The sequence below is a fragment of the Streptomyces sp. NPDC025793 genome, assembly GCF_055558375.1.
In genome coordinates, this window is sequence record NZ_JBVHMR010000010.1 from 48,638 (window position 1) to 73,758 (window position 25,121).

Below are 25,121 nucleotides of genomic sequence, written 5' to 3' on the forward strand. Positions count from 1 at the left end.
CTAAGTGGGAGATGGCAAGGAGGTGCCGCGACGTGAGACTGACCCCCACGGAACGTGACCGGCTGCTGCTCTTCGGAGCCGCCGAGCTGGCCCGCGCCCGCCGGGCGCGCGGGCTCAGGCTGAACGTGCCCGAGGCGACCGCGCTGATCGCGGACACCGTCTGCGAGGCGGCCCGGGACGGGCGGCGGCTCGCCGAGGCCATCGAGGCGGCCCGCTCGGTGCTCGGCCCCGACGACGTCCTGCCGGGCGTCGCGGACGTCGTCACCGAGGTGATGGTCGAGGCCGTCTTCGACGACGGCTCCCGCCTCGCGGTCGTCTCCGACCCGATCGGCGGCGGCTTTCTGGGCGACCGGGCGCCGGGCGCGCTGGTGCCGGGCCCCGAGCACGCCGAGCCGGAGGCGGTCGTGCGGCTGTCGGTCACCAACACCGCGACCGTGCCGGTCTCCGTCACCTCGCACTTCCACTTCTTCGAGGCCAACCCGCGCCTGGACTTCGACCGGGCGGCGGCCTACGGGACGCGCCTGGCCGTACCCGCCGGGTCCTCGGTCCGCTTCGGGCCGGGCGAGAGCGTCGAGGTCGGCCTCGTGCCGATCGGCGGCGACCGGATCGCGATCGGCTTCGCCGGACTGGTCGACGGGCCGCTGGACGCGCCCGGCGCCCGGGAGGAGGCCCTGCGCAGGGCCGTGGCCTGCGGATACCTGGGAGCGGAGAACCGATGACCCCCCCGATGAACCCCTACGAGTACGCCGCCACGCACGGCCCCCGCGCCGGTGACCGCGTCCGCCTCGGCGACTCCGGGCTGACCGTCCGGATCGAGGCCGACTCCCAGCGCTACGGCGACGAGTTCCTGGCCGGCTTCGGCAAGACCGCCCGCGACGGACTGCACCTGAAGGCCGCCGCCGTCCGCGAGACCTGCGACGTCGTCATCAGCAACGTGGTCGTGATCGACGCGGCCCAGGGGATCAGGAAGGCCTCCATCGGCATCCGGGAAGGCCGCATCTGCGGCATCGGGCGGGCCGGGAACCCCGACACCCTCGACGGGGTGGACGTCGTCGTCGGCACGGGTACGTCGATCGTGTCCGGCGAGGGGCTCATCGCCACCGCCGGCGCCGTCGACACCCATGTCCACCTGCTCTCGCCGCGCATCATGGAGGCCTCCCTCGCCTCCGGCGTGACCACGATCATCGGCCAGGAGTTCGGCCCGGTCTGGGGCGTCGGCGTCAACTCGCCCTGGGCGCTCAAGCACGCCTTCAACGCCTTCGACGCCTGGCCGGTCAACATCGGCTTCCTGGGCCGGGGTTCGTCCTCGCACGCGGCGCCGCTGATCGAGGCCCTGGCCGAGGGCGGGGCGAGCGGCTTCAAGGTGCACGAGGACATGGGCGCCCACACCCGCGCCCTGGACACGGCCCTGCGCGTCGCCGAGGAGTACGACGTCCAGGTCGCCCTGCACAGCGACGGGCTGAACGAGTGCCTGTCGGTCGAGGACACCCTGAAGGTGCTGGAGGGCCGCACGATCCACGCCTTCCACATCGAGGGCTGCGGCGGCGGCCACGTGCCCAACGTGCTGAAGATGGCCGGTGTCCCGAACGTCATCGGCTCCTCCACCAACCCCACCCTGCCCTTCGGCCGGGACGCGGTCGCCGAGCACTACGGCATGATCGTCTCCGTCCACGACCTCAAGCCGGACCTGCCCGGCGACGCCGCCATGGCCCGCGACCGGATCCGGGCCGGCACCATGGGCGCCGAGGACGTGCTGCACGACCTGGGCGCGATCGGCATCACCTCCTCCGACGCCCAGGGCATGGGCCGCGCCGGTGAGACCGTGCGCCGTACGTTCGCCATGGCCGGCAAGATGAAGGCCGAGCTGGGGCCCCTGCTTACCCATGACGGGGAGGGCGGCGACGGCGAGGGCGACGACAACGCCCGCGTCCTGCGCTACATGGCCAAGCTGACCATCAACCCCGCCATCGCCCACGGCCTCGCCCACGAGGTCGGCTCGATCGAGGTGGGCAAGCTCGCCGACATCGTGCTGTGGCGGCCCGAGTACTTCGGTGCCAAACCGCAGCTCGTGCTCAAGTCGGGCTTCCCGGCGTACGGCGTCGTCGGCGATCCCAATGCGGCCACCGACACCTGCGAACCCCTCGTACTGGGCCCGCAGTTCGGCGCGTACGGCGCCACGGCCGCCGACATCTCGGTCGCCTTCGTCGCGCAGGCCGCCATGGACCAGGGCGGCGACGCGATGCCCACCCGCCGCCGTCGCGTCGCCGTGCGCGGCACCCGCGGGATCGGCCCCGCAGACCTGCGGCTGAACGCCCGCGTCGGAGCGGTCGACGTCGACCAGCGCACCGGACTGGTCACCCTCGACGGCGACCCGCTCCGCTCGCAGCCCGCCGACACGGTCTCCCTGAACCGTCTCTACTTCCTGTGAAGGACCTCCGTATGACCACGCCCGCCGCCGACGGCTTCCGTATGCCCGCCGAATGGACCCCGCACGAGCGCACCTGGATGGCGTGGCCGGGCCCCAACCCCACCTTCGACGACCCGGACGACCTCGCCGCGTCCTGCCTCGCCTGGGCGTCCGTCGCGCGCGCGATCCGCCGCTTCGAGCCGGTGACCGTGGTGTGCGGACCCGGCCGGTCCGCCGAGGCGCGGGCGCTGCTCGGCCCGGAGATCGAGACCGTCGAGCGCGAGCTCGACGACGCCTGGATGCGGGACATCGGCCCGACCTTCCTCACCGACGGCCGTGGTCAACTGGCCGCCGTGGACTGGACGTTCAACGGCTGGGGCGCCCAGGGCTGGGCCCGCTGGGAGCACGACGCGAAGATCGCCGCGTACGTGTCCGACCTCGCGGGCGCGAAGACGTACGCCTCGCGGCTGGTCAACGAGGGCGGCGCGATCCACGTCGACGGCGAGGGCACCGTGCTGCTCACCGAGACCGTGCAGCTCGGCCCCGAGCGCAACCCGCACTGGTCGAAGGAGGAGGTCGAGGCCGAGATCCACGCCCACCTCGGCACCCGTAAGGCCGTCTGGCTGCCGCGCGGCCTGACCGGCGACTACCCTCCCCACGGCTTCGGCACCCTCGGCCACGTCGACATCGTCGCCGCCTTCGCCCGCCCCGGTGTCGTCGTCGCCCACCACCAGCCGGACCCCGCGCACCCCGACTTCGAGGTCACCAAGGAGGTCATCGGCCGTCTGAGGTCGGCGACCGACGCCCGCGGCCGGGCGCTGGAGGTCGTCGAGGTGCCGGCCCCGACCGTCCTGGAGGCCGACGGCCACTGGGCCGACTACTCCTACATCAACCACTACCTGTGCAACGGCGGCGTCGTGCTGTGCGGCTTCGACGACCCGCGCGACGAGATCGCCGCCGGGATCTTCCGCAGGCTCTTCCCCGAGCGGACGGTCACCCTGGTGGACGCGCGTACGATCTTCGCGGGTGGGGGCGGCATCCACTGCATCACCCAGCAGCAGCCGAAGGCGTGAACATGATCTAGGAGACAGTGATGGCCGGTGCGGCACGGACGCGGAAGAACGCGCCGCCGCGCGAGGAGGTGCTCGCCGTCGCCATGGACATGATCGCCGAGCGCGGTCTGGAGAAGCTCACCATGGCGGCGCTCGGCCGCGAGGTCGGGATGAGCAGCGGCCATCTCCTCTACTACTTCCGCTCCAAGGACGAACTGCTGCTCCAGGCCCTGGAGTGGAGCGAGGGCCGGCTGGGCGCCGAACGCGGCCGCCTGCTCACCCGCCCCGGCACCGCGCACGAGCGCCTCGCGGCCTACGTCGACCTGTACGTCCCCGACGGCCACCGCGATCCGCACTGGACGCTGTGGCTGGAGGTGTGGAACCGCTCGCAGAACGCCGACGACGACGCGCGCACCCGGCAGGCCGCGATCGAGGGCGCCTGGCACCGCGACCTGGTCGCGCTGATCGCCGAGGGCATCTCGCGGGGGGAGTTCCGCCGGGTCGACGCCGACCGCTTCGCGGCGCGGCTGCGGGCGCTGCTGGACGGCTTCTCCATCCACGTCGCCATCGGGCTGCGCGGCACCGACCGCGAGCAAGTGCTCGCGCATGTGCGGGAGTTCATCGGCGACTCGCTGCTGCGTCCGTAGCCGGGGGCGAGTAAAGGAATCCTTTTCTCCGGGGCCGGGCAGGTAACGGCCCATGGGACGACAACACTGGAAGAAGATCTGGGTCGGCTCGGCCGGGAACATGGTCGAGTGGTTCGACTGGTTCGTGTACGCGAGCTTCGCCACCTACTTCGCCGGCGCGTTCTTCCCGAGCGGCGATCCCACCGCCCAGCTCATGAACACGGCCGGCATCTTCGCGGTCGGGTTCTTCATGCGGCCCGTGGGCGGCTGGCTGCTCGGCAGGGTCGGCGACCGCAAGGGACGCAAGGCGGCGCTGACCCTGACCGTCACGCTCATGTCGGCCTCGGCGATCCTGATAGCCGTCGCGCCGACGTACGCGGTCGCCGGGTACGGCGGCGCGTTCGTCCTGCTCGTCGCCCGCCTGCTGCAGGGCCTGTCGGTGGGCGGCGAGTACGCGGCCAGCGCGACCTATCTGACGGAGGCCTCGGACCCGAGGAACCGCGGCTTCGCGTCCAGCTTCCAGTACGTGTCCATGACCGCCGGCCAGATCCTCGGCCTCGGCCTGCAGATCGTCCTCCAGCGGACGATGTCCGACTCCGCGCTGCACAGCTACGGCTGGCGCATCCCGTTCGTCGTGGGCGCGCTCGGCGCGGCGGTCATCTTCTATCTGCGCCGCAGCATGCTGGAGACCGAGGTCTACGAGGAGGACGACTCGCACGCCGCCGAGCGTGGCACCCTGCGCGCCCTGTGGCAGCACCGGCGGGAGGCGTTCCTCGTCATCGCCCTCACCATGGGCGGCACCGTGGCCTATTACACGTACACCACGTACCTGACGAAGTACCTGTCCAACTCGGCGGGCCTGTCCAAGCAGACGGCGACGCTCGTCTCCTTCACCGCGCTGATCGTCTTCGCCGCCCTCCAGCCGCTCGCGGGCCGGCTGTCGGACCGGATCGGCCGGCGTCCGCTGCTGATCACCTTCGCGGTCGGCTCCACCGTCCTCACCGTGCCGATCATGAACCTGCTGGGGCACGCGAACGGCTACTGGCCCGCCCTCGGCCTCTCGCTGCTCGCGCTGGTCGTCGTCACCGGCTACACCTCCATCAACGCCTGTGTGAAGGCCGAGCTGTTCCCGACCGGCATCCGCGCCCTCGGCGTGGCCCTGCCGTACGCCATCGCCAACGCCCTCTTCGGCGGTACGGCGGAATACGTCGCCCTGTGGTTCAAGAACGCCGGGATCGAATCCGGCTTCTTCTGGTACGTGGCCGGATGCGCCGCCGTGTCGCTCGTGGTGTACCTCGCCATGCGGGAGACGAAGGATCTGGATCTGGCCAGGGTGAAGGCCGCCCAGGGGTCCGGGGAGTCCAGCCTGACGACCGCATCCTGAGACGGTCCGTGAGCCGGGGGCGGGGCTGTGCCAGACTGCCCCCGTGCTCTCGTTCGCCATGATTATGGGCAGCAGGCGCGCCGGTCCGCAGTGACCACCTCGTACGAACGGGTGCGGGTGGCCACCGTCGTCCTCGACCCGCGCGCAGACCTCTCGCACCCGCGAGGGGTTTTTTCGTTTTCCGGCCCACCTTCAGCCGGGGGCGGTGCGCGCGGGACCATTGTGGGGACGGTGGAGCCGGTCATTCCGGTAAGACCGAAGATTCACAACAGGAGCCTTGAGACCATGACCGAGACGGCAACCAACGAGCTCGACGACTCGTTCCACGTCTTCGACACCACGCTGCGCGACGGCGCGCAGCGCGAGGGCATCAACCTCACCGTCGCGGACAAGCTCGCCATCGCACGGCACCTGGACGACTTCGGCGTCGGTTTCATCGAGGGCGGCTGGCCCGGCGCGAACCCCCGGGACACCGAGTTCTTCGCCCGCGCCCAGGCCGAGATCGAATTCAGGCACGCCCAGCTGGTCGCCTTCGGCGCCACCCGCCGCGCCGGCGCCAAGGCCTCCGAGGACCCCCAGGTCCAGGCCCTGCTCGCGTCCGGCGCCCCGGTGATCACACTGGTCGCCAAGTCGCACGACCGCCACGTCGAACTGGCGCTGCGCACCACCCTGGAGGAGAACCTGGAGATGGTCCGCGACACCGTCTCCCACCTGCGCGAACAGGGCCGCCGGGTGTTCGTGGACTGCGAGCACTTCTTCGACGGCTACCGCGCCAACCCCGAGTACGCGAAGGCGGTCGTCCGGGCGGCCTCGGACGCGGGCGCCGACGTCGTCATCCTCTGCGACACCAACGGCGGCATGCTGCCCGCCCAGATCCACGCCGTCGTCGCCACGGTCCTCGCCGACACCGGCGCCCGGCTCGGCATCCACGCCCAGGACGACACCGGTTGCGCGGTCGCCAACACCCTCGCCGCCGTCGACGCGGGCGCGACCCACGTCCAGTGCACGGCCAACGGCTACGGCGAGCGCGTCGGCAACGCCAACCTCTTCCCGGTCGTCGCCGCCCTGGAGCTGAAGTACGGCAAGAAGGTGCTGCCGGACGGCAAGCTCCGCGAGACCACCCGTATCTCGCACGCCATCGCCGAGGTCGTCAACCTCACCCCCTCCACCCACCAGCCGTACGTCGGTGTCTCCGCCTTCGCCCACAAGGCCGGCCTGCACGCCTCCGCGATCAAGGTCGACCCGGACCTCTACCAGCACATCGACCCCGAGCTGGTCGGCAACACCATGCGGATGCTCGTCTCCGACATGGCGGGCCGCGCCTCGATCGAGCTGAAGGGCAAGGAGCTCGGCATCGACCTCGGCGGCGACCGCGAGCTGGTCGGCCGGGTGGTCGAGCGGGTGAAGGAGCGCGAGCTCAGGGGCTACACCTACGAGGCGGCCGACGCGAGCTTCGAGATCCTCCTGCGCGGCGAGGTCGAGGGCCGCCCGCTGCGGTACTTCGACGTCGAGTCCTGGCGGGCCATCGTCGAGGACCGCCCCGACGGCACCCACGCCAACGAGGCCACGGTCAAGCTGTGGGCCAAGAAGGAGCGGATCGTCGCCACGGCGGAGGGCAACGGCCCGGTCAACGCCCTCGACCGCGCCCTGCGCGTGGCCCTGGAGAAGATCTACCCGCAGCTCGCCGCGCTGGAGCTGGTCGACTACAAGGTCCGCATCCTGGAGGGCAAGCACGGCACCTCGTCCACGACCCGGGTACTGATCGCCACCTCCGACGGCAGCGGCGAGTGGTCCACGGTCGGCGTGGCGGACAACGTCATCGCCGCCTCCTGGCAGGCCCTGGAGGACGCGTACACCTACGGCCTGCTGCGGGCGGGCGTGCAGGCCCCTTAGGACTGCCGGTTCAGGGCACGCGCCAGATGTTGTCGAAGGCCGCGTTCTCGATGCGGCGGCGGGTGCGGACGCCCTCCAGTTCACGCACCGCCTCGCCGACCGCCGCCAGGACCGTGATCACGGCCTCGTCGGCGGGGGCCTCCGCCGGGCGGTCCTCGCCGATGGCGAGGATGCCGGCGAGGCCGGCGAGGACCGGTTCGCGCGACCACCAGCGGTCGGCCGCGTGCTGCCGGGCCGGGGTGTCGGCCGGGACACGCTCGGCGGGGTTCAGGGACAGCCGGTGGCGGCGTTCGGCGATGAGCTGCCCCTCGGACTCCAGCGCGTCCCGGTAGGCGGTCGCCAGCCCCTCGCCCCTGCGCCACAGCCAGTCCTCGACCGTCTCGTACGGCTCCCGCCGGGTGAGCGCCGCCCCGGCCTCGTCCAGCATCCGGTCGCCCGTGGTCAGGGCGGGGCCGGGCACGATGCGCTCACCGTCCAGGGTGAGCGCACGCACGCCGAGCAGGTCGACCAGTTCGGCACCCGCGAGCGCGAGCGACAGATCGCCCCGCTCGACGGGGTGCTCGCCGGGCACGTCCAGGCTGACGAGGAACAGATCCCGAGGTGTCGTCATACGGTCATCGTCCCCCACGGACCGGCCGCCCGCCCGGCAAACTCCTCCCCAGAACTCCTACCGGAGGGTCCACTTCTGATTGGCGGCCCCGGTGCACGACCAGATCTGCGCCCGTGCCCCGTTCGCCGACGAGTCGTCCGTGACGTCCAGACACTTGTTCGCCGCCGTGTTGACGACATCACCGGTCGAGGCGTTGTACGACCACTGTTGCGCACCGGTGCCGTTGCAGTCGTACAGCTGCACCTTCGCCCCGTCCGCCGTCGAGCCCGACGTCACGTCGAGGCACTTGCCGAGCGCCCGGACCGAGCCGTCGGCCGCCACGGTCCACTGCTGGGCGCCGCTGCCGTTGCAGTCGTAGAGCTGTACGGCCGTGCCGTCGGCGCTTGAAGCGCCCGCGACGTCCAGGCACTTGCCCGCCAGGCCGACGAAGGAGCCGGACCGGCTGCCGTTGCCGGACTGGGCGCCGACCCAGGTGAAGGTCGCCGAGGTCTTGCCGGGCAGCGAGTAAGTGGCGTGCTGGGAGCCCCAGTCGATGGTGATGTCCTGCGCGGACGAGGAGCCGTTGTAGGCGATCAGCGCCTTGCTGCCGTCCGGGTTGCGCCAGGCGACGTTCGGCACGGTGGTGGACGCCGTCGAGGCGATCCGCTGGGCGCCCGGCCGGACGAACTCGGTCAGCTGGCCCATGTCGTAGTACTCGACGGTGTAGTCCACGGTCCCGCTCGCACCGTCCCCGTCGTGCACGGTGACCAGCCCCGTGCAGGTGCCGCAACCCCCGTTGTGGGGACCGCCGTTCTGGTCCACGGCCAGCGACCACTTGGTCACCGACTTCGCCCAGTTGCGGGTGTAGTCGATGATGTCGGACATGTCCTCGTGCTGCTGGTCGGCGATCCAGGTGCCGCCGGAGTGCTCGGTGGCGAAGGCGTCCAGCCCGGGGTACTGGTCGTGCACGGCGGACTGCTTGGTGACGTCACCGCCGTAGCCGTGCCAGGCGATCCCGCCGAAGTTGGGGTGGTCGCGGATCGCCGCGTCGTCCACGGCCTGGGCCGCGTAGGAGTCGTAGGTGTCCCAGTTCCAGTCGTGCGCCAGCACCTTGGTGCTCAGCCCGGCCGACTGGAGCCGCGGCAGCAGGTCGTTCTTGAGGAAGTAGTCGATGCCGCTCGCGTTCCAGCTCATCGAGGGATAGCCGGAACAGCAGGTCGGCTCGTTCTGCGGTGTCACGTAGGAGACGTTGATCCCCTGGTCCTTGTACGCCTGGAGGTACTTCACGAAGTAGTCGGCGTACGCCCCGTAGTCCTCGGCCTTCAGCCAGCCGCCGTTCAGCGAGCCGCTGTCCTTCATCCAGGCCGGGGCCGTCCATGGCGAGGCCATGACAGTCAGGGACGGATCGAGCTGGAGCGCCTGCTGGGTGAGCGGCACGACGTCCGCGAGATCGTGCCCGATGGAGAAGCCGTTCAGGTTCGGGTCGGTCTGCCCGGACGGCACGTCGTCGTAGGTGTAGCCGTAGCGCGCGAGGTCCGAGGCGCCCATCGGGTTGCGCAGGAACGACAGCCCGATGCCGTCCGTCGGCGAGAACAGCTTGCGCATGGTCGCGTCCCGGGTCGCCTGGGACAGGGCCCCGCTGCTGTTCATCAGCCAGGCCGCGGTGTCCGTGAAGGAGGCGCCGCCGCCGGTGAAGGTCTGGTAGCGGGTGTTCTCGTCCACGGTGATGTTCGTGCCGCTGCCGCCCGTCCCGGACTGGAACGCGAACGGCGCCTGCGCCTGGAGCCCGCGTACGACATGCCGTCCTGCGGAGTCGTCGGTGGTGGTGAGCCAGGCCGTGACCTGCTCGCCGGCCGCGTGCGCGGGGGGTACGGCGGCGGTGACGCCGGCCGCGGAGAGCAGTCCGGCCAGCAGCAGCCGGACCGCGCGGGGGGTTCTCCGGGTTCTGCTCATCGTGCGTCGCCCTTCCTGTCCCAGTTAACTCACGTCATGAGCTAAGCCATGAGTGAACCACGGAGGCCGAGGGCGGTCCATACCGACGACAGCCCCTGCCCACCGCGCTTCGATCCGTGCTTCGATATGCCGGAATTCATCGGTATTCATAGGTATTCGGGTAGCTTCGAACCATGAAGGCCGTCCTGCGGACCCGCAGCCTGCCCGCCCTGCTGCCGGCCGTCCTCCTCCTGCTCGTCCCGTTCCTCCTGCTCCTCGCACCCCCGTTCGCGCCCCGGGCGAGCGCGGACACGAGCATCTCCACGATCGCCCGCGCGCTGCGCGCGAGTCCGGTCTACGTCGACCCGGCCGCCGCCTCCCAGCTGCCGAAGGCGGACGCCGACGCCCTCGCGAAGCGGATCGTGGACGCCAACAAGCCGGTGTTCGTCGCGGTCCTCCCGGCCGGCTACCCGACGGCCGCCCTCTTCTCGAACCTCCGCGCGGCCACCGGCATCACCGGCCTGTACGGCATCCGCCTCGGCGACCGCTTCGACGCCCGCGCCGACTCCTCCGTCATGTCGGCGGCGGCCCGGCGCAACCTGGTGCACAGCGTCCAGGACGAGCCGGTGAAGACCCAGCTCAGCGACTTCACCGACCGCGCCCTGGCCACGGTCGGCGGCCACGCGCCGAGGAGCTGGGGCGGCCCGGCCGGGTCGGGCGGGGTGTCCGGCACGGCGGTGCTCGTCACGGGCGCCGTCCTCGTGGCCGGCGGCGCGGGCGCGTACGCGCTGGTACGGCGCAGCCGCCGTCGGCGTGAGGAGCAGCGACGGGCCGCCCTCGACCGGCTGCGCGTGGTCGTCGACGAGGACATCACCGCCTTCGGCGAGGAACTGGACCGCCTCGACTTCCACCCGGCCGAGCCCGGTGCCGACGACGCGATGCGCGCCGACTACGAACGCGCCCTGGACGCCTACGAGACCGCCAAGCAGCGGATGTCCGAGGCGCGGCGCCCGCAGGACGTTCGCACGGTGACCGAGGCGCTGGAGGACGGCCGCTTCTCTCTCGCCCAGCTCGCCGCGCGCCGCACGGGCCGCCCGCTGCCCGAGCGCCGGCCGCCCTGCTTCTTCGACCCGCGCCACGGCCCCTCGGTCGCCGACGCGGACTGGACCCCGCCCGGCGGCGCGCCGCGCCGGGTCCCGGTCTGCGCGGCCGACGCCACCCGGCTGGCCGACGGCCGCGACCCGGTGATCCGCGAGGTCGACACCGAGCACGGCCGCCGCCCCTACTGGGACGCGGGCCCCGCCTACGGCCCCTGGGCGGGCGGCTACTTCGGCGGCGGCATCCTGCCCGGCCTGCTCGTCGGCACGCTCCTCGGCAGCATGATGGCCACCCCGTCGTACGCGGCCGACTACGGCACGGGCTACGGCGACTTCGGCCCGAACTCCGGCTACGACGACGGCTCCCAGGGCGGCGACGTCTCCGGCACGGACTTCGACCCCGGGGACTTCGGGGGCGGCTTCGGTGACGGAGGCGGCGACTTCGGCGGCGGGGGCGGGGGAGACGGGGGAGGGGATTTCGGAGGGGGGTTCTGAAGGGGGTTCTGGGGGCTGGGGGTGTGTCACTCCTTGTCCTGGTGGTGACCGTCGTCCGTCAGGGACAGGGAGCCCAGCCGTTCCATCACCGCCGCCGCCAGGTCCAGCACCCCCCCGCTCCGTCTCGCCGAGCGTGCCCAGCGCCTCGGCCAGCCAGGCGTCACGCTCGGCCGTGTCCTGCTCCAGCGCCCGCCGGCCCGGTCCGGTGAGTGACAGCACGGACTGGCGCCGGTCGTCGGTGCCCCGCTCCCGCGCGATCAGCCCCTCGGCCTCCAGCTCCGCGAAGACCCGGGTGAGCGACTGGGGCCGCTGCCGCTCGGCCGCCGCGACCTCGCCGGGGGTCGCCGGGCCGTACCGGCTCAGGTGACCGGGCGCGGCGAGCTGGTTGGGGCTGAGGCCGCCGTCCCCACGGGCCGCGTGTCGGTGGCGGTGATGTTCGCGGTCCTGGCCGTGGCGTTGTGGCTGCGCCCGCTCAACCATGCCTACTGGGCAGCCGGAATCACGACCGCGCTCTCCCTGCTCCTCGGCTACTTCGGCCAGGACGCGGTGAGCCTGCTGCCGACTCGCCCTGCCGCGACAGCCGTTGGGGCGGTCCTGTCCGTCGCGGCGGCGTGGTGGGTACTGCCGGTCCCCGTCAGGAGGCGAGGCCCCACAGTGGCACTCGGCTCATGAACGAGTCGGGGTCGCCCGCTTCTCAGTACGGACGCGCTCGCGCCTCGCCTGCACGCCGGGCCGGCTCGGCGGCGAACGGCGATCAGACGCAGCCGCCCAGCCGCAGGTGATCGGCAGTTCTGGGCCGCGACCGGGCGCTGTCCGAGGCCCCGGTGAGGGGCGGGGCCAGGGCCTTCGTGGTGGCCATGAGCGGCCCAAACCCTCCAGTCCCCTGCGAGCCCGACTTCACCGCCCGATCCCTCTACGCCGACCTCGCTCGCCCCTCCCGGCCGAACCGCCGGAGGCTCACGCGTTCTTGATGGCCGAGATGTCGAAGTTCAGCTTGATCTTGTCGGAGACCAGGACGCCGCCGGTCTCCAGGGCCGCGTTCCAGGTCAGGCCCCACTCGGAGCGCAGGATCTCGGCCTTGCCCTCGAAGCCGACGCGCTCGTTGCCGAAGGGGTCCTTCGCCGAGCCGTTGAACTCCAGGTCGATGGTGATCGGCCTGGTCGTGCCGAGGATGGAGAGGTCGCCGGTGATGCGGTAGTCCTCGCCGCCCAGGGCCTCCGCCTTGGTGGAGCGGAAGGTCATGGTCGGGAACTCGTCGGTCTTGAAGAAGTCGGACGACTTCAGGTGCCCGTCGCGGTCGGCACTGCCGGTGTCGACGCTGGCCATCTGGATGTCGAGGGTCGCGGTGGAGCCGGCCGGGTCCGCGCCGTCGAGGTGCAGGCTGCCGGTGAAGTCGTGGAAGGCGCCCTTGACGTTGGTGACCATGGCGTGCCGGGCGGTGAAGCCGATCGTGGTGTGCGCCGGGTCGATCGTGTAGTCGCCGGTCAGCGCCGTCAGGTCGGGGCCGGTGGCGGCGGTCGTGGTCGCGGGGGTGCTGTCCTTGCGGCTGAAGATGCCCATGTCGTGCTCCAGGAAGTTTCAGTTGAACGTTAAACGAACTCGATGTCTCCGACGGTAGACCCATTCTGTTCGGTTTTCAACATCATCCACAGCGTGTCTTCATCGTTACACGGAGCAACGGTGTCTGCCTCTGGCGCACCGGCCGGGAAGCGGGCACCATCTGCGTGCACCGCCGGACGTCGGGAAGGGTGCGGTGATGAGTGGTTCCCTGCGACCGACCCGGCGCGCGATGCTGCTCGCCGCCGCCCTCGGCCCTGCCCTGGTTCCCGCCCTCGGGGCCCGCCCCGAAGTCCGCCCCGGGGTCGCCGGTGCCGTGACCGGCGGTGATCCCCACGATGCCCTGCGCCGGCGCTGGCTCGACATCGCCCTCGGGACCGGATACGACCCGGGCGCCGAACCGTACGCCTCCCGCCTCCGCCAACTCGGTTCCCTGGCGCGGGACTTCGGTGGCACCATGGCGCCCGCCCCCGACTCCCTGTGGCCCGGGCACCCCTTCGACCCGCCGGCCGGCATCACCTACAGCTACAACCGGCTGTGGACCATGGCCCAGGCCTGGGCCCAGCCCGGCACCGGCGCCAGCGGCGACCCCGCGCTCCTCGACGCCGTCCTCCGCGGCCTCGACCATCTCTCCGCCCGCGTCTACAACCCCTCCACCGGCCGCTACGGCAACTGGTGGGAGTGGCAGATCGGCAGCCCCCGGCTGCTCATGGACATCACGGCCACGCTGTACGACCGCCTGGGCGCCGACCGGATCGCCGCCGCCTGCGCGGCCGTGGACCACTTCATCCCGGACAGCATGCTCACCGACTACTCCGGCACCTCCACCGGCGCCAACCGCGTCGACCTCGCCCGCTCCGTCGTCCTGCGCGGCATCCTCGGGCGGGACGACGCCAGGATCTCCCTCGCCCGGGACGCCCTCTCGCCGGTCTTCCCGTACGTCACCCAGGGCGACGGGCTCTACGCCGACGGCTCCTTCGTGCAGCACACCTGGGTCGCCTACGCGGGGACGTACGGCCAGGTCCTGCTCGACGGGCTCGGGCGGCTGTTCGCCCTGCTCGCCGGGTCGCCCTGGGAGGTCACCGACCCCGCCCGGCGGAACGTCCTCGACGCCGTCGAGCACTCCTTCGCGCCGCTCGTCCACGACGGTCTGGTCATGGACGGCGTCAACGGCCGTGCCATCAGCCGGGGTTACCTGCTCGGCGACGACCTGCACCTCATGCGCAGCGACCACTTCCACGGGCAGGCGCTCATCGGCTCGATCGCGCTGCTCGCCGGCGGGGCGGGGGAGGAGCGGCGGGCGAGGTGGTACGGGATGGTGAAGGGATGGATCGAACGGGACAGCGTGACACCGGTACTGACGGGGGGTCAGTTCGGTGTCGCCGACCTGGCTCGGCTGCACGCCGTCGCCGCCTCGCCCGTCCCGGCGGCCCCGGAACCTCTCGGCCACCGGCTCTTCCCGGCCATGGACCGCGCCGTCCACCGCGGGCTCCGCTTCACCGCCGCCCTGTCCATGGCGAGCGACCGCATCGCCCACTACGAGTGCGGCAACGGCGAGAACCCGCGCGGCTGGCACACCGGTTCGGGGATGCTGTACTGGTGGCCGAGTGCCGGTCGGGCCGATCAGTACACAGATTGGTTCTGGCCGACCGTCGACTGGTACCGGCTGCCCGGGACCACCGTCTCCACCAAGCGGCTCGCCGACCGCGAAGGGGGCGAGTGGGGCGCGCCGAAGCCGGACGTCCGGTGGGTCGGCGGGGCGACGGACGGTACGTACGCGGCCGTGGGGCAGCATCTCAAGGGTCTCGGTTCCAGCCTGGAGGCCCGTAAGTCCTGGTTCTTCCTCGACGACGCCGTGGTCTGCCTCGGCGCCGGGATCACCTGCGCCGACGGCGTCCCGGTCGAGACGGTCGTGGACAACCGCAACCTGGGGGAGGGCGGCACCCAGGCCTTCGTGCGCGCACGGAACTGGGCGCACCTCGAAGGGCACGGCGGCTGGATCCTGCCGCACGGGCCGTACGGCGCCGAACTGCGCACCCTGCGCGAGGACCGCACCGGCGCCTGGTCCGACATCAACGCGACCAGCACCGACGAGCGGCGCACCCGGCGCTGGCGGACCCTCTGGCTCGACCACGGCACCGACCCGGCCGGCGCCCGCTACCTGTACGTCCTGCTGCCCGGCGCCACCCGTGCCGAGACCGCCGCGCGGGCCGCCGACCGCCACTGGCTGCGCGTCCTCGCCAACGACCCCGGCCGGCAGGCCGTCGCCGTGCCCCGGCTGGGGCTGACCGGCGCGAACTTCTGGCGGGCGGGTACGGTGGGGGACCTGTCCGTCTCCGCGGGGGCGAGCGTGCTCGTCGTCCGCCGGGGCCGTACGGCCGTCCTGCACGTCGGCGAGCCACCGCGCACCGGCAGGCCGCTGGAGATCGTCTGGGACCGCCCGGTGTGCGCGGTGACCCGGGCCGGCGAGGGCGTCGAGGTGCTCGCCGCGGACCGCTCTCTGAGGCTGCGCGTCACTCCAGGGATGGCATGTGCCGACCGTGTATGTGAGGTGAGTCTCAGCTGATCGCTTTGTGGTCTCCCTACAAGCCCGGTGCCCTCTGAGCAGTCGGAACGGCTGCACGCGCCTGTGGTTCTGTTCACTGGCACCAGGAAAACGGGCCGGAGACTGTACGGAGTCGACGTCTCGCTTTCCTTGGTGTCCTTCGTAAGGTCGCTACATGACCGTTTTGGAAGAGACGACGGGTGAGCCGACCGGCGAGCCGACGGACGCGCGCGGACGAGTCGCCGAGCTGCACGAGATTCGTGCCAGGGCCGTGGCCGGCCCGAGCGAGAAGGCGACGGCGGCGCAGCACGCCAAGGGCAAGCTGACGGCGCGGGAGCGGATCGAGCTGCTCCTGGACCCGGGTTCCTTCCAGGAGGTCGAGCAGCTGCGCCGGCACCGGGCGCAGGGGTTCGGCCTGGACGCGAAGAAGCCGTACACGGACGGTGTGATCACCGGCTGGGGCACGGTCGAGGGCCGTACGGTCTTCGTCTACGCGCACGACTTCCGGATCTTCGGCGGTGCGCTCGGCGAGGCGCACGCCACCAAGATCCACAAGATCATGGACATGGCCATCGCGGCCGGTGCTCCGCTGGTGTCGCTCAACGACGGCGCGGGCGCCCGGATCCAGGAGGGCGTCAGCGCCCTGGCCGGCTACGGCGGCATCTTCCAGCGCAACACCAAGGCGTCGGGTGTCATCCCGCAGATCAGCGTGATGCTCGGCCCGTGCGCGGGCGGCGCGGCGTACAGCCCGGCGCTCACCGACTTCGTGTTCATGGTCCGTGAGACCTCGCAGATGTTCATCACGGGCCCGGACGTGGTCAAGGCCGTGACCGGCGAGGAGATCAGCCAGAACGGGCTCGGCGGCGCCGACGTGCACGCCGAGACCAGCGGCGTGTGCCACTTCGCGTACGACGACGAGGAGACGTGCATCGCCGAGGTGCGCTACCTGCTGTCGATGCTGCCGCAGAACAACCGCGAGAACCCTCCGCGCACCGAGTCCTCCGACCCGGTCGACCGCCGCAGCGACGTCCTGCTGGACCTGGTCCCGGCGGACGGCAACCGGCCGTACGACATGACGAAGGTCATCGAGGAGCTCGTCGACGACGGCGACTACCTGGAGGTCCACGAGCGCTGGGCGCGGAACATCATCTGCGCGCTGGCCCGCATGGACGGCCAGGTGGTCGGCATCATCGCCAACCAGCCGCAGGTCCTCGCGGGTGTGCTGGACATCGAGGCCAGTGAAAAAGCTGCGCGCTTTGTCCAGATGTGTGACGCTTTCAATGTCCCGATCGTCACCCTGCTGGACGTGCCGGGCTTCCTCCCCGGTGTGGACCAGGAGCACGGCGGAATCATCCGCCACGGCGCGAAGCTGCTGTACGCCTACTGCAACGCGACCGTGCCGAGGATTTCGCTCATCCTGCGCAAGGCGTACGGAGGTGCCTACATCGTCATGGACTCCCAGTCGATCGGGGCGGACCTCACCTACGCCTGGCCGACCAACGAGATCGCCGTGATGGGCGCCGAGGGCGCCGCCAACGTCATCTTCCGCCGGCAGATCGCCGACGCCCAGGACCCCGAGGCCATGCGGGCCCGGATGGTCAAGGAGTACAAGTCCGAGCTGATGCACCCGTACTACGCGGCCGAACGTGGCCTCGTGGACGACGTGATCGACCCCGCCGAGACGCGCGAGGTCCTGGTCAAGTCCCTGGCGATGCTCCAGTCCAAGCACGCCGACCTGCCCTCCCGCAAGCACGGCAACCCCCCGCAGTAACCGAGCGGACCCGCCGCGGCAACCCCGCGGACCTCTCTCTCACGGAGACTGACACCCATGAGCACTCCTGACATCCGCGTCGAGAAGGGCCACGCCGAGCCCGAGGAAGTCGCCGCCATCACGGCCGTCCTCCTGGCCCGCGCGGCCGCCCGCACGTCCGTGGCCCCGGCGCACCGCGGCCGCCCCAGGGCCGGCTGGCGTCGCCTGGAGCGCGAGGGCGGCTTCCGCGCCCCGCACAGCTGGCACTGAGTCCACGCCTCACCACGGCCCCGCTCTCCTCCGGGAGGGCGGGGCCGTCGTGTTGTGCGCCCTTCCAGTCCGTCCGTGCGCCCGTGCGCTCCCGCGAACGGATCAACCGGCGCTGGGCGGCGGGAGATCAAGATCCCTAATCTGGCGCGGAGATCCGGCCCAGGAGCCGGCACAGGAGCCGGCCCAGGTACCGGCCCAGGAAAGGGACCCCACCACCCGTGACACTCTCGACGCCGCGATGTGCCGTCCGGATCACCATCGCGACCACCCTGCTGACCGTGCTCGCCATGATCCCGGCCGGCGCCGCCGACCAGAGCTGGCAGCGGGTCGGCACCGACGCCCGCAGCGGCGTCAGCGGCCTCGCCCACGAGGGGCCCTCGGCCGACGGGACCGGCGTGGACGCGCTGATCGTGCACGACAACAGGGCGCCCGGCCAGCGGCGGCTGTCCCGGGTCACCCACCGGGACCGCGGCCCCGACGAAGTCACTCCGCTGACCTGGAGCGGGGCCGAACCGCAGGACCTGGAGGCGATCGAGGCGATCCCCGGCGCGGCGGGGGAGTACATGGCGCTCGCCGCCCGCGGCATCGTCTACCGCGTGCGGGTCGACGGCGACACGGCGGCCGTCGTCGACTACACGCCCCTTCCCGGCGTCGCCCCGGGCGACGACGACGAGAGCTTCGCGCTGGTGTCCCGGGACGGCAGGCTCGCCGCGCTCTGGGCCTCCCGGGGCGACGGTCCGGACCACCCCGCCGTCCTGTACGCGGCGCCACTCACCTTCGCTCCCTGGGGGCAGCCCGAGTTCGGCGCCGTGAGCCGTCGGCCGTACCGCGCGCCGTACCCGGAAGGCGAGGGAACCCGGCACATCACCGACCTCACCGTGACCGACTCCGGCCGGATCCTGGCGAGTTCGGCGGCGGACGCCGATGACGACGGGCCGTTCGACTCCGCCGTGTCCGACATCGGCCGGGTGACCGTCTCCCCGGCCGGCGCCGTGCGCGTCACGCTCGCGGAGTCCCCCACCCTGCTCGGCACCTTCCACGGCTACAAGGTCGAGGCCGTGGAGTGCGTGCCCGGCACCGACCGGGCCCTGCTCGGCACGGACGACGAGAACCACGGAGGCTCCGTGCGCTCCATGCCGTACTGCGGACGCTGAGCGCCCGGCGCCGACACACAACTCGGCCCCTGAACCCACCGGTTCAGGGGCCGTCGTCAGGAGGAGCCGGTGTGCTACCGCAGGCGGGCCATCAGCGCGTGCTCGACCAGGGTGATCAGCGCCGACTTCGCGTCCGCGCGGTGGCGGGCGTCCGTCGTGATGATCGGGGTGTCCGGCCCGATCTGGAGCGCCTCGCGCACCTCGTCGGGGTTGTAGGGCTGCTGGCCGTCGAAGCCGTTGAGGGCGATGACGAACGGCAGCCCGCTGTTCTCGAAGTAGTCGACCGCGGGGAAGCAGTCGGCGAGGCGCCGGGTGTCCACGAGCACGATCGCGCCGATCGCACCGCGCACCAGGTCGTCCCACATGAACCAGAAACGGTCCTGGCCCGGCGTGCCGAACAGGTACAGGATCAGGTCCTGGTCGAGGGTGATACGGCCGAAGTCCATGGCCACCGTGGTGGTGGTCTTGTCCCCGGTGTGGGTGAGGTCGTCGATGCCCGCGCTGGCGGACGTCATGACGGCCTCGGTGCGCAGCGGGTTGATCTCCGAGACGGCACCCACGAACGTGGTCTTGCCCACGCCGAAGCCGCCCGCCACCACGATCTTCGCGGAGGTGGTGGAGCGGGAAGGACCGCCGCTAGAGCTTGCGAAGTCCACTGAGCACCCTTTCGAGCAGTGTCACGTCTGGCTGGCCACCGGCGTTCTCGTCGCCGCCGGGCTGATGGATGGCGACCAGGCCCGCCTCCGCCAAGTCGGCGACGAGGATCCTGGCCACGCCGAGGGGGATCGTCAGCAGGGCCGAGACCTCGGCCACCGACTTGATCTCCCGGCAGAGGTTGCAGATCCGCTGATGCTCGGGCAACTGGCCCTGCATCTGGTGCGGCTGCGCGGTGGTGTGCACCAGTGCCTCGATGGCGAGCTGGTACCGCGGGCGGGTCCGGCCGCCGGTCATGGCGTACGGACGCACCAGGGGGTTGTTCGATGCGGACGCGGGGGCCGGCTCGGGGCGGCGCTGCGGCTGCACCGGCTGGATGCGCGGGGCCGGCGGCTGGTCGTACGGCGACGGGCCGGGGCCCTGCGGCGCGTACGGCTGCCGGTGGCTCGGGGCGGAGGGGAAGTTGTACCGGTTCGCCGAACCGTCGCCCTGACCCTGACCAGGGCCGTACGACCAGTTCCCCGAATGCGAACCACCTGGGGGTGTTGCCACTTTCTCTCCTCCTCCGACTGTGCCGGGCACCCATCGCTGTGGAGCCGCGTCCCGAAACCTTACGGCCCCGGGACGCGAATACGCACCGTCCGATTGTTAGTTGAGAAGGCTGCCCTGGAGCTCCGCACGGAGATCCGGGGTCAGGACCGTGCCCGCGCGGTCCACCAGAAGGGCCATCTCGTACCCGATGAGGCCGATGTCCGCTTCCGGGTGGGCCAGAACCGCGAGCGAGGAGCCGTCGGATACGGACATGATGAAGAGGAATCCCCGCTCCATCTCCACAACTGTCTGGTTCACGGCACCTCCCTCGAAGATCCGGGAGGCGCCTGCCGTCAGAGACGTCAGACCGGAGGCGACGGCCGCGAGCTGGTCCGCGCGGTCGCGGGGGAAGCCCTCGGACATTGCCAGAAGGAGTCCGTCGGCGGAGACCACCACCGTGTGGGACACCCCCGGGGTGTTGTCCACGAAGTTGGTGATCAACCAGTTCAGGTTCTGTGCCGCCTGGCTCATCGGGCTCACACTAACGCTCCTGGTTGTAGGTGCTGTCAGGACCGAAGCCCTGGCCGTTCGTTTCACTGCCTGCGCTGCGTCCGCGCTGGACGCCTCGACGCAGGTTGCTCAGCCTGCCCCGGACGTCCTCCGGGGCGCGGGAGACCTGGGGGCCTCCCTGGGGGGTGCTCTCGGCGGCGCCCTCGACCAGGTTGGCCTTGGGCACCCGCCGCGGCAGACCGGACGCGGTGACCCCGCCTGCCTTCGGCTTCCGGAGCTGCGAGGCCTGCTGCCACCGCGCGTCGTTCGCCGAACGCCAGGCGTTGTCGCCGCCCGCTGCCGGAGCGTCGCCCGGAGCCGGAGCTTCCGGCTGCACACGGGCCGTGCCGTTCGCTGCACTCGAACCGTTGGAACCGCTCGCGGCGGAACCGCGGCGGGGCAGCCCGGCGTCGGTCAGCGCGTGGGCGGCGGGAGAGGCCGGTCCCGGACGGTCGAAGCCTACGCGGTTCCGCTCACTCACGTCAGCGGCCTGCGAGGATTCCGCCTCCGGAGCGTACGGGGCCGGGTAGCCGTTCTGGTACCCGTCCTGCGGCTGCTGCGGCTGCTGCGGCCAGTCGTCCTGGTAGGAGTGCGCCGGGGCCGGCTCGGTGTACGCCGGGTCGGGGTAGCCGCCGGCCGAGAAGCTCTCGCCCTGCGGCAGACCGCCGTTCGGTGCGAAGAACTGGTCCTCGTACGGCTTGTCGTAGCTCTCCTCGTACGCGGCCTGCCGCGGCTCCTCGTACGCCTGCTCCTGGTAGGCCTGCGGCTGCTGCTCCTGGAACGCCTGCTGCGGCTGCCGCTCCTGGTAGCCCGGCCGGCCGTCGAACAGCGGGTCCGCGTAGGCGGCGGGCGCCTCGGGCTCCGGCTGCTCGGCCTGCGGCTGTCCCTGGCCCTGCGCCTCCAGGGCCGCGCGGCGCTCCTCGCGCATCAGCGAGCGGCCGACCGGGTCCAGCTCCCGGATGTCGTCGGGGATCTCCGGGTACCGGCTGTCGTCGAAGCCGAGCTCGGCGGCGGTCCGCAGGGGCTGCTGCACCTGGCCGAAGCTCTCACCCTGGAACTGCTGCTCCGGGATGATCTGCGAGACCGTGAACTCCTCGCGGTCCAGCGGCGTCTCGCCGCCACCACCGTGCGTGATCGCGTCCGGCAGCATGACCAGGGAGGTCGTACCGGCCTGCTCGCCCGAGGGGCGCAGCTGGACGCGGATGCCGTGCCGGTCGGACAGCCGGCCGACCACGAACAGGCCCATGCGCTGGGAGATCGCGGCGTCCACGGTCGGCGGGTTGGCCAGCTTGTGGTTGATGTCCGCGAAGTCCTCGGCCGTCAGACCGATGCCCTTGTCGTGGATCTCGATCATGATGCGGCCGTCGGGGAGACGGGTCGCGGTGACGCGGACCTTGGTCTGCGGGGAGGAGAACGTCGTCGCGTTCTCCAGCAGCTCGGCGAGCAGGTGCACGAGGTCGGTGACCGCGCGGCCGTGGATCTCGGCCTCCGGCACACCGGACAGCTCGATGCGCTCGTACTGCTCCACCTCGGAGGAGGCGGCGCGCAGCACGTCGACCAGCGGGACCGGCTGGTCCCAGCGGCGGCCGGGCTCCTCGCCGGCGAGGACCAGGAGGTTCTCGCCGTTGCGGCGCATACGGGTGGCCAGGTGATCCAGCTTGAAGAGGTTCTCCAGCTGGTCCGGGTCGGCCTCGTTGTTCTCCAGGTCGGTGATCAGGGTCAGCTGGCCCTCGATCAGCGACTGGTTGCGGCGCGACAGGTTGGTGAAGATCGCGTTGATGTTGCCCCGCAGCAGGGCCTGCTCGGAGGCGAGCCGGACCGCCTCGCGGTGGACCTGGTCGAAGGCGCGGGCGACCTCGCCGATCTCGTCCTTGGTGGTGATCGGGATCGGGGTCACCCGGGTGTCGACCCGGCCGGGGTCGGTGCGCGAGAGCTGGTCGACCAGCATCGGCAGACGCTGCTCGGCGATGCCGAAGGCGGCGTTGCGCAGCTGGCGCATCGAGCGGCTCATCTGGCGGGCCACGGCACCGGCCAGGATGAACGCGAGCAGCAGGGCGACCACGACGACGGCACCGGTGGTGATCGCGGAGGTCTTGGCGTCGTCGGCGATGCCGGAGGCCTCGTTCACGGCCTTGTCGGCCATGCCCGACTCGATGTCGCGGTACGCGTTGAACTTGAGCGTGTTGACCGCCCACCAGTTCTGCGCGGTGATGCCCTTCTGGGCGAGCGCCGCACGCGCGGCGGGGTCGGTGGAGTCCAGGGTGGCGAGCGCCGTGACCATCTTCTGCGGGTCGGACGGCGGCGCGACGTAGCTCGGGTCCTTGGCCTTGGCCTGCTGGGCCATCGTCGCGGCCTGGGTCTGGATGTCCTTCTTCTCGGCGTCCAGCTTGTCCGCGTCGGCCTGGGTGCCACCGCCGATGTACTCCTCGACGGCGATGCCCTCCAGGTAGGCGTACGAGGACAGGGCGACGCGCTGGCTGGCCAGGTTGGGGGCGTCCGGGCCCGGCTTGACCAGGATGTGCATGCCGATCGAGCGCTCCAGCGACAGGGCCGCCTTGGTGAGCGAGATGGCGTAGACGGTACGGCCGTAGGAGGTGATGTTGCCGGTGCCGAGACCGAGCTCGTTGGCGAACTCCATCAGCGGGTGGGCGACCTTGACGTAGCCCTCCTCGGTCTGCACACCGGTGAACTTGGAGGTGTACGCACCCGCGCGCAGCGTCTGGAGGAAGGGCTCCGCCTCGCGGAACAGCTTCAGCCGACGCTCCAGGCCGGACTTGTGCGGCATGTTCTGCGCGGCCTGGTCGAAGGCGTCGGCGGCCTTGTCGGTCGCGTTCTGGACCGCCGTGACGGTCGCCTTGTCCTGGGCGGTCTCCAGCTTGCCCTTCAGCAGGGGCGCGGCGGCGGTGTCGCGCTCCTGGTAGAGCGCGTCGGCGTAGGAGAGCGAGGCGCGCACGAGCCGGGCGGTGTTCTCGGCGTCACGGGCCTGCTGCCAGGTGTCGATCGAGTTCTTCACCTGGAAGCCGCCCATGACGAGACCGACCGCCACGGGTATGAGCAGGATCGCGTTCAGTCTGGTCGGCACCCGCCAGTTGCGCGGGGAGAAACGACCGCCGCTCGGGGCCTGCGGGGCCGCCGGTTCCGCGCCGGTCACGGGGGTGGGCGCCGCAGCGCGCGGCGGCGGGGTGAAGTTGCCCCGTGCCGACGGCTCGGGACCGTTCTTGCTTCGCCTCACTCGACCAACAACCTCTCGGCGGTCGGCACCTACGTCGTGCCGCAGAGTCTCTCAGAGCCCGCTTCGTCATCGACTACTGAGTACGTCTTTGACTATTGGGCAGTTCAGGCATTCCAGCACGTGGACCAGTGCTCTTCCAAACAGTGGAAACCTGTGAAGGGGCCTGTCGCAGGTGGCAGATAAAACGGTCATAAAGAGCGAGCCCCGCCAAAAGGCGGGGCGATTGTGAGCGCAGCGGTACAGCCCGACTGCGTCGCGTGGTGATACCCGGGGATTCCTCTGCCGAACTGTTATGAACACCGGAGCCGACCGTGTCAAAGGCCACAGCCGGCTCCGGTCCGATTACGACAACTGCCGTACGGCACGTCGTACTTGAGCACGTATGCACGTGCTGACCAGCACTTGTGCTACCGCAGGCGGGCCATCAGCGCGTGCTCGACCAGCGTGATCAACGCCGACTTCGCGTCCGCGCGATGGCGGGCGTCCGTCGTGATGATCGGGGCGTCCGGCCCGATCTGGAGCGCCTCGCGCACCTCGTCGGGCGTGTAGGGCTGCTGGCCGTCGAAGCCGTTGAGGGCGATGACGAACGGCAGCCCGCTGTTCTCGAAGTAGTCGACGGCCGGGAAGCAGTCGGCGAGGCGCCGGGTGTCCACGAGCACCACCGCGCCGATCGCACCGCGCACCAGGTCGTCCCACATGAACCAGAAACGGTCCTGGCCCGGCGTGCCGAACAGGTACAGGATCAGGTCCTGGTCGAGGGTGATACGGCCGAAGTCCATGGCGACGGTGGTCGTCGTCTTGTCCCCGGTGTGGGTGAGGTCGTCGATGCCCGCGCTGGCGGACGTCATGACGGCCTCGGTGCGCAGCGGGTTGATCTCCGAGACGGCGCCGACGAACGTGGTCTTGCCCACGCCGAAGCCGCCCGCCACCACGATCTTGGCGGAGGTGGTGGCCCGGCCCGCGTCAGAGCTTGCGAAGTCCACTGAGCACCCTTTCGAGCAGCGTCACGTCCGGAGCGCCACCGTTGTTCTCGTCGCCACCGGGCTGGTGGATGGCGACCAGACCGGCCTCGGCGAGGTCGGCCACCAGGATCCGGGCCACCCCGAGCGGCATGGCCAGCAGCGCGGAGACCTCCGCGACCGACTTGACCTCACGGCACAGGTGGCAGATGCGCTGGTGCTCCGGGAGCAGCCCCATGAGCGCTGCCGGGTCGGCCGTCGTGCTGATCAGCGCCTCGATGGCGAGCTGATAGCGGGGCCGCGTCCGGCCGCCGGTCATCGCGTACGGACGGACCAGTGGCTGGTCGCCCTCGTCCCCGTACGGTTCCGCGTACGGATCGTGATGGGCGGTGGGCGGGGTCATGAATCCTCCGGGCGGGACAGCAGGTCGGTCGGTCAAGCCGTC

Annotated in this window: 22 protein-coding genes and 1 pseudogene; 12 read left to right on the top strand and 11 right to left on the bottom strand. The window is 71.3% G+C overall.

Going from position 1 to position 25,121, the window contains the following annotated elements:
• The first annotated feature begins 32 nt into the window (after nucleotides 1-32).
• The 6 genes from ureA (at nucleotide 33) to cimA (ending at nucleotide 7,362) form a co-directional block, all read left to right on the top strand.
• On the top strand, nucleotides 33-719 hold the full coding sequence (gene ureA, locus ACZ4MF_RS20410) for an urease subunit gamma (protein ID WP_467493377.1): 687 nt from the start codon (nucleotides 33-35) through the stop codon (nucleotides 717-719).
• Nucleotides 716-2,428: an urease subunit alpha gene (locus ACZ4MF_RS20415; RefSeq protein WP_467493378.1), complete on the top strand. Its 1,713-nt coding sequence runs from the start codon at nucleotides 716-718 to the stop codon at nucleotides 2,426-2,428. Before ureA ends, ACZ4MF_RS20415 begins: the two co-directional genes overlap by 4 nt.
• Nucleotides 2,429-2,439: 11 nt before the next feature.
• On the top strand, nucleotides 2,440-3,480 hold the full coding sequence (locus tag ACZ4MF_RS20420; RefSeq protein WP_467493379.1) for an agmatine deiminase family protein: 1,041 nt from the start codon (nucleotides 2,440-2,442) through the stop codon (nucleotides 3,478-3,480).
• A gap of 20 nt (nucleotides 3,481-3,500) precedes the next feature.
• The gene (locus ACZ4MF_RS20425; protein WP_467493380.1) at nucleotides 3,501-4,106 is read left to right on the top strand and encodes a TetR/AcrR family transcriptional regulator; all 606 of its coding nucleotides are present in this window, start codon (nucleotides 3,501-3,503) and stop codon (nucleotides 4,104-4,106) included.
• Nucleotides 4,107-4,158: 52 nt separating this feature from the next.
• Complete coding sequence (locus ACZ4MF_RS20430; RefSeq protein ID WP_467493381.1) at nucleotides 4,159-5,469, top strand: MFS transporter; 1,311 nt, start codon at nucleotides 4,159-4,161, stop codon at nucleotides 5,467-5,469.
• Between the two features lie 285 nt (nucleotides 5,470-5,754).
• On the top strand, nucleotides 5,755-7,362 hold the full coding sequence (gene cimA / locus ACZ4MF_RS20435) for a citramalate synthase (RefSeq protein ID WP_467493382.1): 1,608 nt from the start codon (nucleotides 5,755-5,757) through the stop codon (nucleotides 7,360-7,362).
• 10 nt (nucleotides 7,363-7,372) lie between these two features.
• Here the strand turns inward: cimA and ACZ4MF_RS20440 are convergent, their stop codons facing one another.
• Both ACZ4MF_RS20440 and ACZ4MF_RS20445 read right to left on the bottom strand, forming a co-directional pair.
• Entirely contained in the window at nucleotides 7,373-7,972 is a 600-nt protein-coding gene (locus ACZ4MF_RS20440; protein ID WP_467493383.1) for a GOLPH3/VPS74 family protein, read from the bottom strand.
• Nucleotides 7,973-8,029: 57 nt separating this feature from the next.
• Complete coding sequence (locus ACZ4MF_RS20445) at nucleotides 8,030-9,904, bottom strand: ricin-type beta-trefoil lectin domain protein (RefSeq protein ID WP_467493384.1); 1,875 nt, start codon at nucleotides 9,902-9,904, stop codon at nucleotides 8,030-8,032.
• A 173-nt stretch (nucleotides 9,905-10,077) separates the two neighbouring features.
• Here ACZ4MF_RS20445 and ACZ4MF_RS20450 point away from each other — a divergent pair, with 173 nt between their 5' ends.
• The gene (locus ACZ4MF_RS20450) at nucleotides 10,078-11,475 is read left to right on the top strand and encodes a hypothetical protein (RefSeq protein WP_467493385.1); all 1,398 of its coding nucleotides are present in this window, start codon (nucleotides 10,078-10,080) and stop codon (nucleotides 11,473-11,475) included.
• Between the two features lie 26 nt (nucleotides 11,476-11,501).
• On the opposite strand, the gene ACZ4MF_RS20455 is transcribed toward ACZ4MF_RS20450, so the two are convergent.
• Both ACZ4MF_RS20455 and ACZ4MF_RS20460 read right to left on the bottom strand, forming a co-directional pair.
• The gene (locus tag ACZ4MF_RS20455) at nucleotides 11,502-11,639 is read right to left on the bottom strand and encodes a hypothetical protein (RefSeq protein WP_467493386.1); all 138 of its coding nucleotides are present in this window, start codon (nucleotides 11,637-11,639) and stop codon (nucleotides 11,502-11,504) included.
• Between the two features lie 118 nt (nucleotides 11,640-11,757).
• Nucleotides 11,758-11,838 (bottom strand): annotated as a pseudogene (locus ACZ4MF_RS20460) (MarR family transcriptional regulator); the annotation flags it as partial.
• Between ACZ4MF_RS20460 and ACZ4MF_RS20465 the strand changes: the two are divergent.
• Nucleotides 11,839-12,147 (top strand): hypothetical protein, encoded by a 309-nt coding sequence (locus tag ACZ4MF_RS20465; protein WP_467493387.1) that lies wholly within the window; start codon nucleotides 11,839-11,841, stop codon nucleotides 12,145-12,147. It abuts the pseudogene before it with no gap.
• A 285-nt stretch (nucleotides 12,148-12,432) separates the two neighbouring features.
• Here ACZ4MF_RS20465 and ACZ4MF_RS20470 read toward each other — a convergent pair whose 3' ends face one another.
• Nucleotides 12,433-13,035 carry a YceI family protein gene (locus ACZ4MF_RS20470; protein WP_467493388.1) on the bottom strand — a complete coding sequence of 201 codons (603 nt, stop codon included), beginning with the start codon at nucleotides 13,033-13,035 and terminating at the stop codon, nucleotides 12,433-12,435.
• A 196-nt stretch (nucleotides 13,036-13,231) separates the two neighbouring features.
• On the opposite strand from ACZ4MF_RS20470, the gene ACZ4MF_RS20475 reads away from it, so the two are divergent.
• From ACZ4MF_RS20475 to ACZ4MF_RS20490, 4 genes are all read left to right on the top strand, one after another.
• Complete coding sequence (locus ACZ4MF_RS20475; RefSeq protein ID WP_467493389.1) at nucleotides 13,232-15,598, top strand: polysaccharide lyase 8 family protein; 2,367 nt, start codon at nucleotides 13,232-13,234, stop codon at nucleotides 15,596-15,598.
• Nucleotides 15,599-15,752: 154 nt separating this feature from the next.
• Entirely contained in the window at nucleotides 15,753-17,348 is a 1,596-nt protein-coding gene (locus tag ACZ4MF_RS20480; protein ID WP_376289312.1) for an acyl-CoA carboxylase subunit beta, read from the top strand.
• A gap of 57 nt (nucleotides 17,349-17,405) precedes the next feature.
• A complete protein-coding gene (locus tag ACZ4MF_RS20485) occupies nucleotides 17,406-17,597 on the top strand; it encodes an acyl-CoA carboxylase subunit epsilon (protein ID WP_356024666.1) in 192 nt (63 codons plus the stop codon).
• 218 nt (nucleotides 17,598-17,815) lie between these two features.
• Complete coding sequence (locus ACZ4MF_RS20490; RefSeq protein WP_467493390.1) at nucleotides 17,816-18,751, top strand: hypothetical protein; 936 nt, start codon at nucleotides 17,816-17,818, stop codon at nucleotides 18,749-18,751.
• Between the two features lie 74 nt (nucleotides 18,752-18,825).
• Here the strand turns inward: ACZ4MF_RS20490 and ACZ4MF_RS20495 are convergent, their stop codons facing one another.
• The 6 genes from ACZ4MF_RS20495 to ACZ4MF_RS20520 form a co-directional block, all read right to left on the bottom strand.
• The gene (locus tag ACZ4MF_RS20495) at nucleotides 18,826-19,407 is read right to left on the bottom strand and encodes a GTP-binding protein (protein WP_009314218.1); all 582 of its coding nucleotides are present in this window, start codon (nucleotides 19,405-19,407) and stop codon (nucleotides 18,826-18,828) included.
• Nucleotides 19,388-19,957, bottom strand: a complete 570-nt coding sequence (locus tag ACZ4MF_RS20500) for a DUF742 domain-containing protein (RefSeq protein ID WP_071370711.1) — start codon at nucleotides 19,955-19,957, stop codon at nucleotides 19,388-19,390. Before ACZ4MF_RS20500 ends, ACZ4MF_RS20495 begins: the two co-directional genes overlap by 20 nt.
• Nucleotides 19,958-20,053: 96 nt before the next feature.
• A complete protein-coding gene (locus ACZ4MF_RS20505; protein WP_003993185.1) occupies nucleotides 20,054-20,467 on the bottom strand; it encodes a roadblock/LC7 domain-containing protein in 414 nt (137 codons plus the stop codon).
• Nucleotides 20,468-20,477: 10 nt separating this feature from the next.
• Nucleotides 20,478-23,717 carry a nitrate- and nitrite sensing domain-containing protein gene (locus tag ACZ4MF_RS20510; protein WP_467493391.1) on the bottom strand — a complete coding sequence of 1,080 codons (3,240 nt, stop codon included), beginning with the start codon at nucleotides 23,715-23,717 and terminating at the stop codon, nucleotides 20,478-20,480.
• 407 nt (nucleotides 23,718-24,124) lie between these two features.
• The gene (locus tag ACZ4MF_RS20515; protein WP_067301226.1) at nucleotides 24,125-24,700 is read right to left on the bottom strand and encodes a GTP-binding protein; all 576 of its coding nucleotides are present in this window, start codon (nucleotides 24,698-24,700) and stop codon (nucleotides 24,125-24,127) included.
• Nucleotides 24,681-25,079: a DUF742 domain-containing protein gene (locus ACZ4MF_RS20520; protein ID WP_009190816.1), complete on the bottom strand. Its 399-nt coding sequence runs from the start codon at nucleotides 25,077-25,079 to the stop codon at nucleotides 24,681-24,683. Before ACZ4MF_RS20520 ends, ACZ4MF_RS20515 begins: the two co-directional genes overlap by 20 nt.
• Nucleotides 25,080-25,121: the final 42 nt, after the last annotated feature.